Source organism: Candidatus Neptunochlamydia vexilliferae, from assembly GCF_015356785.1.
Lineage (GTDB): Bacteria > Chlamydiota > Chlamydiia > Chlamydiales > Simkaniaceae > Neptunichlamydia > Neptunichlamydia vexilliferae.
This window is the reverse complement of sequence record NZ_JAAEJV010000073.1, coordinates 1-7,373: the sequence shown is the minus strand read 5'-3', so window position 1 is coordinate 7,373 and position 7,373 is coordinate 1. Positions and strand designations below refer to the sequence as shown.

Here is a 7,373-nt window from a genome sequence, read left to right as displayed (position 1 = left end):
GAGTCTGTTGTCTCAGCAAGGGCACCTGTCAACGTGCCTATGGTAGCAGCAACTGCGCTAGCTACAAGCTCCTTCCTTTAGGGAGGAGTAGTTGACCCCTGGAGACCTCTCAAAATCTCCCCTTGTCTTATGGACAATGTTCTCGATTTTTCGAGGCCCCCAGAGCTGAAAATCTAGGCACAAATTGTCCCAAAGATTTTTGAGATGGAGCACTAGATGTAGGGTGTGATTAAAATCCGTACTCTATGAAAACCCTCTTTCTTTCGGGAAGTTTTCTACCAGATTTGGCCAGCTTATTAGAAAACTTGACAAACACCTATTAGCCTTTTCTCAGGAAAATGCCCCAGCCGCTTCCAAGGGGTTTCATAGAGTACGGATTTTAATCACACCCCTAGATGTAAAGCGGCTTTACATTTCCCTATTTTTCGATTATGCTGTAGGTGAGCCCTGTTAATAAGGATACAGATTCTCCTCAACTATAAGCTTTTTTAGGGGATCAGAGCGCTAGGGACTTCGCAAATATAATTTTGGAATTTGCGTCCCCTAGGTGACGGACCCACCCGTATCCAAGCAGCTTGGATACAATACCAAAAAGGTTGAAAGAGACCGTCCTTATTGCCGCAGGGCTTTTTCTATTGAAGTTGTCTGTCTGTGGGGTTTTCCCAGCAAGGGGAGAAGGGGATTTAAGGTAGCCACTTCAAGATCATAATCATCCGCAAGGGTTTCCTTTAGCCGGTTAAAGAAAACTTCCTTTGAGGGGAGGAACTCCTTAAGGCGGCAGAGGAAGGCATCGTGGGAGCGTCCGTCGCGGTAGTTGGGAGTTTTCGGCGGATACAAAAGATAATCCATGGCGCTTGTTTCATAATCCCAAAGGAAGGTCGTATGATGGACGAACCGCTCCTTTTTAATGTACTGGGCATTGCCAGCGCACTTATGTTCCCCAATGACGTAATCGTTTTCACGGAGGTGGAAGCCGGGAATATCAAGGGCCTTTTGATACAGGGACTCTGACCAGCGTAGGATGGGCTCGGGGTAGCAGGGGAAATCATGGACCTTTTTTTCGAAGATCAGCGAGGCGAAGAGGGTGTTGTGGTCGACGACCACGGTTCCGCCGCCACTATATCGCTTGATGAGGGGAATGGGCTTTTCTTCAAGCTTAGTGGTATTGACGAGGGTCTCGGGTTTACCGGAGATTCCCATCACGATAGAGGGGGGCGAACCTTGATTTAAGATGCACCAGTTTTCATCATTGAGACGGAGGAGCGCCTCTTCGATCCGTAGCTGCTCGAAGATGGGGACGTTTTGGAGCTCTAGAAGGTTCAGTTTAGAGGGTGTCGTCATAAGATGATCAATCCTTAAGCCCTTCCTATGGGAAATTTCATCGTTGTCCTCCTTCGAAAGCCCGATTTGGGCTTCCTGCATCGGACGCCTTGAACTTCCCTCATAGTAAGTTCTTCTTTATTGACCATCTTATGACGACACCCTCTAGTAGACAAGACTATCGATCTCCTCGATTTTAACGACCTTATATTTGGCTCCTTTCAGGGTGCTCACCTTAAAGATTAGAAGGGTGCCACCAGGCATCACATCTAAGCCGATAATGTTAGAGATTTCCATTCCGGTTGTTAGCTTTACAGAGGGCTTTTCTGTGGGGTTTTTCTGTTTTAGATATTCGATGGCGGCTTGGAGGTCTTTGGCTCGTCCTTCAGGGGAGATGATCATCACTTCGCTAGGCCCCTTGTGTTGGGCCGGTTGTTCGAGGGCGGCAATCACTTTTGGTGCTTCCTTTTTCACCGGAGTGGCTCCGGTGGGAGCCATGTAGATGGGGGCTTGGGCTGCGAGAAGTGTTGCTAGGATTAGACTCATGAGGAGGACTCCTTCTTCGGGGGATTTTTCTTGACCGTTCTTTTCCCAAGGGAAGCATCTTCTTCTTGCTTGGGAACGCGAGAAGAGAGGGAAACCATTTTGGCTTGGGTTTGTGTGGCTTTTTGTGCCACCTCCATCCGCATTAAAAACTCATCTTCTTCTAGAGGCTCAGCTAAAAAATCGGTTGCCCCCGCTTTCATCACGTTTCGGATGAAAGACTTTTTAAGCTGGCCGGTAATGACCAAAATAGGGGTATGTTCGTGTTCTTTTAAGGCGCGTATTTTGGAGCATAGAGCGATGGTATCAACGATCTTGTCGTCGATCACAATGAAACTGACAAAGACCTTCTCAAGCGACTCGAGTGCATCGCGTTCGGAAGAGGAGGTAATGAGGGCATACTCTTCCAGTTTGTCAACGACTCCCTCAAAGAACCCAACCGTTAAAGGGTTGTCACTGACGAGGAGGAGAGTCGGAAGTTTTTTTAGCTTGATGTTCATACTTCCCCATTATAACCCATGATTACTGCCTAATGTCAAATGAAGGGATTTTCGATTTTTTTCTCGGCTTTGGCATCCAAAAATCTTACATACTTTGTAAAGTAGGGGGATTTTTGGATGTCCAAGCCCAGGAAAAAAGAAAAATTCAAGCATTTGATAGTAGGCCGTAATCATGGGTGGGATTATTTTTTTAGACACACTAAGAGAATAGAAATATCGGAAGGCGAAACCCCTGAAATTCGGGAGGCTTGTCCTAAGTTTTGCGGGCGGTGGTAGGAGAGTTTTTCTTGCGCTTCGTTTCTAAGTCCGACCACTTTTTGGTAATCGAAATGGTTAGGAATTGGGTGAGAGTCGATCGCTTCGAGCTTTGCCACCTCTTTTTTTTCTCGATTGATATAGCCAGCAAATTTTAAGTCGATTTCAATCGCTCGGTTAATATCGGTTCCATGATCAGCCACTTTTTCTGGGAAGGTTTTTTGGAGTGTGTCGTAGGAAAACTCAGGGCGACAGAGAAGGCGGCCGAGGGTTGTTGCCTTTCCCTCATATTCGAGGTGGGTTTTATCGAGGCGGACCTTTTCCCCTTCGATCGTCTCTTTCTTATGTTTAAATTTCGCGTAGGTTCTTTCGTCGATCAGCCCGAGCTCATAGCCATAGTCGCGAAGGCGGAGGTCACAGTTGTCTTGCCTGAGCAAAAGGCGGTGTTCAGCGCGCGAGGTGAACATCCGGTAGGGCTCATCCAGGGTTTTCGAAATGAGATCATCGATCATTACGCCGATGTAGGCTTCGGAACGTTTTAAGATAAAGGGGGCTTTCCCCTGAATTTTTAGGGAAGCGTTGACTCCAGCAATGAGTCCTTGAGCTGCCGCCTCTTCATACCCTGTTGTTCCATTCACCTGCCCTGCAAAATAAAGCCCTTCGACCTGTTTGGTTTCTAAGGTGCTTTTGACTTGGCCGCTGATCGCATAGTCATATTCAATCGCGTAGGCAGGGCGCATGATCTCCACCTCTTCGAGCCCTGCAATCGTCCGCATCATCGCAAACTGCACATCAAAGGGAAGGGAAGAAGAAATCCCATTCACATAAACCTCGTTGGTATTGAGCCCTTCAGGTTCAAGGAAAAGTTGGTGGCGCTCTTTATCAGCAAAGCGGACAATTTTATCTTCGATGGAAGGGCAGTAGCGGGGGCCCACTCCCTTAATTTTTCCCGAGTACATCGGAGAGCGGTGGATGTTGTCCTGAATGATTTTTTTCGTTGCGTCATTGGTATAGGTAATAAAGCAAGAGATCTGGGGAAGCTTTTTTTCTTGTCGCTCAAACGAAAAATAAACCCCGTCTTCGGGAGGTTGCTCTTCGGTTTTTGAAAAGTCGATCGATCGACTGTTGACCCTTGGGGGAGTTCCCGTCTTCAGTCGATCTAATGTAAAGCCAAGATCTTCCAAACATTTTGATAGGCCAACAGAAGGCTTATCACCAGCGCGCCCTCCGGAATAGTTGGTTTCTCCGATATGGAGAAGCCCCCGCATAAAAGTTCCTGCAGAAAGGATCACCGCCTTACCCAAGTAGCGGATCCCTTCTTGGATCCGGACACTGACGGTTTTTCCTTCTTCGACTTCAATAGCTTCAATCGTTCCTTGCTTGATCTCCAGGTTGGGGACATCTTCAAGAACATGTTTCATCTCGGTTTGATAGGCGAGTTTATCGGATTGGGCGCGGGGAGACCAGACGGCAGGTCCTTTCGAGGCGTTGAGCATCCGGCACTGGATGGCTGTTCGGTCAGCGACCTTTCCCATGACACCACCAAGGGCATCGATTTCCCTGACCATATGTCCTTTTGCTGTTCCCCCAATGGCGGGGTTGCAGCTCATCTTGGCAATGGTGTCGAGATTCATGGTGAGAAGGAGGGTATGGCTGCCCATACGAGCAGCAGCATGCGCAGCTTCGCAGCCAGCATGTCCTCCACCAATGATAATCACATCAAAGTGATCAGGATAGGCCCACATTTGGATTATTTGTTCTTCTTATGACGATCGCGACGGCGGCGTTTCTTCCGCTTATGCTTCGAGATCTTCAGACGACGCTTTTTCTTTACTGATGACATCTATCACTCAAATTATTCTATAACAAACTAACAGTGTAACAGGTGGGGCAGAAAAAGTAAAGCCTATCTATGGCGAGAAGGCCTCAAAAGCCTCGGAATTGTCCTCGAGGCTCCCCTCGTCTGTGGGAGTGTAGTTGGCAAATTGTGCAAACTCTTTTCTATAGGCGACGTCGATGCTCCCCACCTTTCCGTGTCGGTTTTTGCCGACGATCACCTCAGCAAGGCCAGGCTTGTCGTAGGGGTCGTAGTATTCTCGACGGAGGAGGAACATGACGATATCGGCATCTTGCTCGATGGCGCCCGATTCACGAAGGTCGCTCATCATGGGGCGGTGGCCAGTCCGCTCTTCGACCTTTCGGGAGAGCTGGGAGCCGCAGAGGATGGGGATGTTGAGTTCCCGGGCAAGGGTTTTTAACATCCGAGAGATTTCAGAGATCTCTCCTTGACGGTTGTCTCTTCCTGAAAAATGGCTAGACCCCGAAAGAAGCTGCAGGTAGTCGATGACGAGGAGCTGGATGTCATGGGCTTCTTTCATCCGGCGAGCACGGGCGCGGAGGTCGGTGATTTTGAGACCGGGCTGATCATCGATGATCATCTTGATCTCTTGCATTTTGTTCACAGCGCCCACAACCCGTTGATATTCGGAGCCATTTAGGGAACCGGTTTGAATTTTTGCTGATTCAACCTCTGATTGAGAACAGATCATCCGGTGAAGGAGCTGTTCGGCGCTCATCTCTAGGGAAAAAATGCCGACAGGCATCTGGTGTTTAAACGAGACATGCTCGGCGATGTTGAGGGCCAGGGCAGTTTTTCCCATTCCAGGACGTCCGGCAAGGATAATAAAGTTGGAGGGGGCCAAACCGTTGATCATTTTATCGAGGTCGGCAAAGCCGGTCGGAACGCCGGTAAAGGCAAGGGCATCTTCCCCTTTTTCGAGGTAGGTTTCTTGGCGGTCTTCAAGCTCTTTAAGGTAGGGGAGTCCTGATTCTGCTTTGGCTCCCGAGAGGATTTCCTTGATCTGGGTTCCAACGGAGGTATTGGTTGTCTGGGAAATGGCAAAGAAAGCAGCTTGGGCATCATCAAGAGCGCCGTGCACATCTCCCGGCTCTTCAAGTGCCACTTTTTCGATCTCTTGCGAGGCATAAATCATTCGCCGAAGAATCGCTTTATTTTTGATCAGCTCGACATATTCTTCGATGTAAGCAGAGGTTCCCGCATACTGAGCAAGCGTTGTGAGATACCCCACACCCCCCACGTCATCGAGTTTTTCTAAACGCTTGAGTTCTTCGGCAACAAGGTGGATATCGGCAGGTTTGTCACTTTTAAAAAGCGCTTTTAGGACATCAAAGATGATTTGGTGTTCGCCGTAGTAAAAGTCTTTGGCTTGAAGAGCATCGGCAGCGACATTGAGACTGTTGACCTTGGTGAGCATGCACCCCAAGACCATCATCTCTGACTCTTTCGAATTGGGGGCTATTTTGACTTTTGCTTTTTTTTCTTCTGACATTTCTTCAGTTTATATTTGCTGTGGAAAAAAGGAAAGGTTTTCAGCTTCATTTAAAAGTATGGCATGTCCTAAAAATGGCATATTTTGACGTTTTTAGGACATGTCAGTAAGTATGTCTCCTGGATGACACTTAGATGTCAAAATTTGACACCTAAGTGTCATGAAGGGTCGATTTTTAGGGTGAAAATGCGGAAAGGGAGGGATTCGAACCCTCGGTACCCTTGCGGATACGCGTCCTTAGCAGGGACGTGCCTTCGGCCACTCAGCCACCTTTCCGTAGGGGTAGGTATTTCAGGATTTAATCCCCCTATGGAATACCTACCCATTAGAGTAAGAAACAATATTAACGGTTTGGGGAATATTAACTCAAGTCAGAAAAAGTAGGTGCTATTCAATGAGGTTGGAGTGATGGACCTGTTTTCCATTGAGGGCATTCCAGTGGGTAGTATGGAGCGAGCCATCAGGATTTTGGACCGTGATGGTGTAAATCGGGAGGAAAACATCCCGGGTGCTCCGGATCGCAAAGTCGGTGCCAAAGGCTGCTTCGGCCGCTTTTTTGATCTGTGAAGGGGAATAACGTCTAGAAATTCTTTCACTATGCTTGCTGCTTTTTGTGACAAGAGGAGTAGCGATAAAGGTCGAAGGGTGGACACTAACAACGGGTTTATGGAGGTGGATCTGATAGTGGTTTCCATGTTGGACAACGAGCTTTTTTTTCCGCGCCCGGTCGATCCACGCCTCAAAAAGGTGGGATTCAAGACTGAGAGCATGCATCAGCGTCTGCCTGTCAGCTCTTCCTCCATTTTCGGCAATCGTGGTGAGGATCTTATACTCATACCGGTCAGCATTGGCGTTGATACAGTCGGCAAAGCCATGGGTTTTTTCCCACGAGCGGGTATCGAGGACCATCTCCCCCTCGATCAGATCCCACAGGATAATTCCTTCTTCGGTCTCATAATCTCGGTTGGTAAACTTCACCTCCATCAAAAGATAGGGGTGGAAACGGAGAGAAGGTTCACTGTAACGGTGTTTTTCATCCTTTAAAAGGGCAAATCGTTCATTATCCATGATTTGGCGCGCTGTAAAGCGGGCTTCTAAGGTATGGAAGGTGCCAGCGGTATGGATCATCTCCAACGCTTTATTTTTTAGGTCGGGTTGCGAGTCACTAAAGTGCCAAGCCGCATAGCCTAAACCTCCGAGGACAATCAATGTAGATAAAAATCTCATAATTATACGTTTTGGGGACCGTTTGTCTCCATTTTTATAACGCTTAGACTGTTTTTTGTCCAAGTTAAGATTGGGTGAACAGCAATTCCCGGAATAAAAAATTTGAATAGCCCCCCTAACCATTTTTAAGCTACTAAAATTTCGTCCATGGAGGGACTATAAGGAAATAGCATTTCCA

At 47.8% G+C, this 7,373-nt stretch carries 7 protein-coding genes and 1 tRNA gene; all 8 read right to left on the bottom strand.

Annotated elements, in window-relative coordinates:
• Nucleotides 1-612 precede the first annotated feature (612 nt).
• Nucleotides 613-1,341, bottom strand: a complete 729-nt coding sequence (locus NEPTK9_RS08620) for a lipoate--protein ligase family protein (protein ID WP_194848429.1) — start codon at nucleotides 1,339-1,341, stop codon at nucleotides 613-615.
• A gap of 144 nt (nucleotides 1,342-1,485) precedes the next feature.
• The gene (locus NEPTK9_RS08615) at nucleotides 1,486-1,866 is read right to left on the bottom strand and encodes a hypothetical protein (protein WP_194848428.1); all 381 of its coding nucleotides are present in this window, start codon (nucleotides 1,864-1,866) and stop codon (nucleotides 1,486-1,488) included.
• Nucleotides 1,863-2,363: a response regulator gene (locus NEPTK9_RS08610; RefSeq protein ID WP_194848427.1), complete on the bottom strand. Its 501-nt coding sequence runs from the start codon at nucleotides 2,361-2,363 to the stop codon at nucleotides 1,863-1,865. The genes NEPTK9_RS08615 and NEPTK9_RS08610 overlap by 4 nt, the downstream gene beginning before the upstream one ends.
• A gap of 182 nt (nucleotides 2,364-2,545) precedes the next feature.
• Nucleotides 2,546-4,363 carry a tRNA uridine-5-carboxymethylaminomethyl(34) synthesis enzyme MnmG gene (gene mnmG / locus NEPTK9_RS08605; protein ID WP_194848426.1) on the bottom strand — a complete coding sequence of 606 codons (1,818 nt, stop codon included), beginning with the start codon at nucleotides 4,361-4,363 and terminating at the stop codon, nucleotides 2,546-2,548.
• Nucleotides 4,364-4,368: 5 nt separating this feature from the next.
• Entirely contained in the window at nucleotides 4,369-4,461 is a 93-nt protein-coding gene (locus tag NEPTK9_RS10055; protein ID WP_194848425.1) for an AURKAIP1/COX24 domain-containing protein, read from the bottom strand.
• A 67-nt stretch (nucleotides 4,462-4,528) separates the two neighbouring features.
• Nucleotides 4,529-5,968 (bottom strand): replicative DNA helicase, encoded by a 1,440-nt coding sequence (gene dnaB, locus NEPTK9_RS08595; RefSeq protein WP_194848424.1) that lies wholly within the window; start codon nucleotides 5,966-5,968, stop codon nucleotides 4,529-4,531.
• A 189-nt stretch (nucleotides 5,969-6,157) separates the two neighbouring features.
• Nucleotides 6,158-6,244, bottom strand: a tRNA-Ser gene (locus tag NEPTK9_RS08590).
• 111 nt (nucleotides 6,245-6,355) lie between these two features.
• Complete coding sequence (locus NEPTK9_RS08585) at nucleotides 6,356-7,195, bottom strand: hypothetical protein (protein WP_194848423.1); 840 nt, start codon at nucleotides 7,193-7,195, stop codon at nucleotides 6,356-6,358.
• Between the last annotated feature and the right edge of the window lie 178 nt (nucleotides 7,196-7,373).

What these genes read in the sequence shown, in the direction of transcription:
- NEPTK9_RS10055 (WP_194848425.1), bottom strand. Translation starts at nt 4,461, where the DNA reads ATGTCATCAGTAAAGAAAAAGCGTCGTCTGAAGATCTCGAAGCATAAG.
- NEPTK9_RS08585 (WP_194848423.1), bottom strand. Translation starts at nt 7,195, where the DNA reads ATGAGATTTTTATCTACATTGATTGTCCTCGGAGGTTTAGGCTATGCG.
- NEPTK9_RS08615 (WP_194848428.1), bottom strand. Translation starts at nt 1,866, where the DNA reads ATGAGTCTAATCCTAGCAACACTTCTCGCAGCCCAAGCCCCCATCTAC.
- mnmG (WP_194848426.1), bottom strand. Translation starts at nt 4,363, where the DNA reads ATGTGGGCCTATCCTGATCACTTTGATGTGATTATCATTGGTGGAGGA.
- NEPTK9_RS08620 (WP_194848429.1), bottom strand. Translation starts at nt 1,341, where the DNA reads ATGACGACACCCTCTAAACTGAACCTTCTAGAGCTCCAAAACGTCCCC.
- NEPTK9_RS08610 (WP_194848427.1), bottom strand. Translation starts at nt 2,363, where the DNA reads ATGAACATCAAGCTAAAAAAACTTCCGACTCTCCTCCTCGTCAGTGAC.
- dnaB (WP_194848424.1), bottom strand. Translation starts at nt 5,968, where the DNA reads ATGTCAGAAGAAAAAAAAGCAAAAGTCAAAATAGCCCCCAATTCGAAA.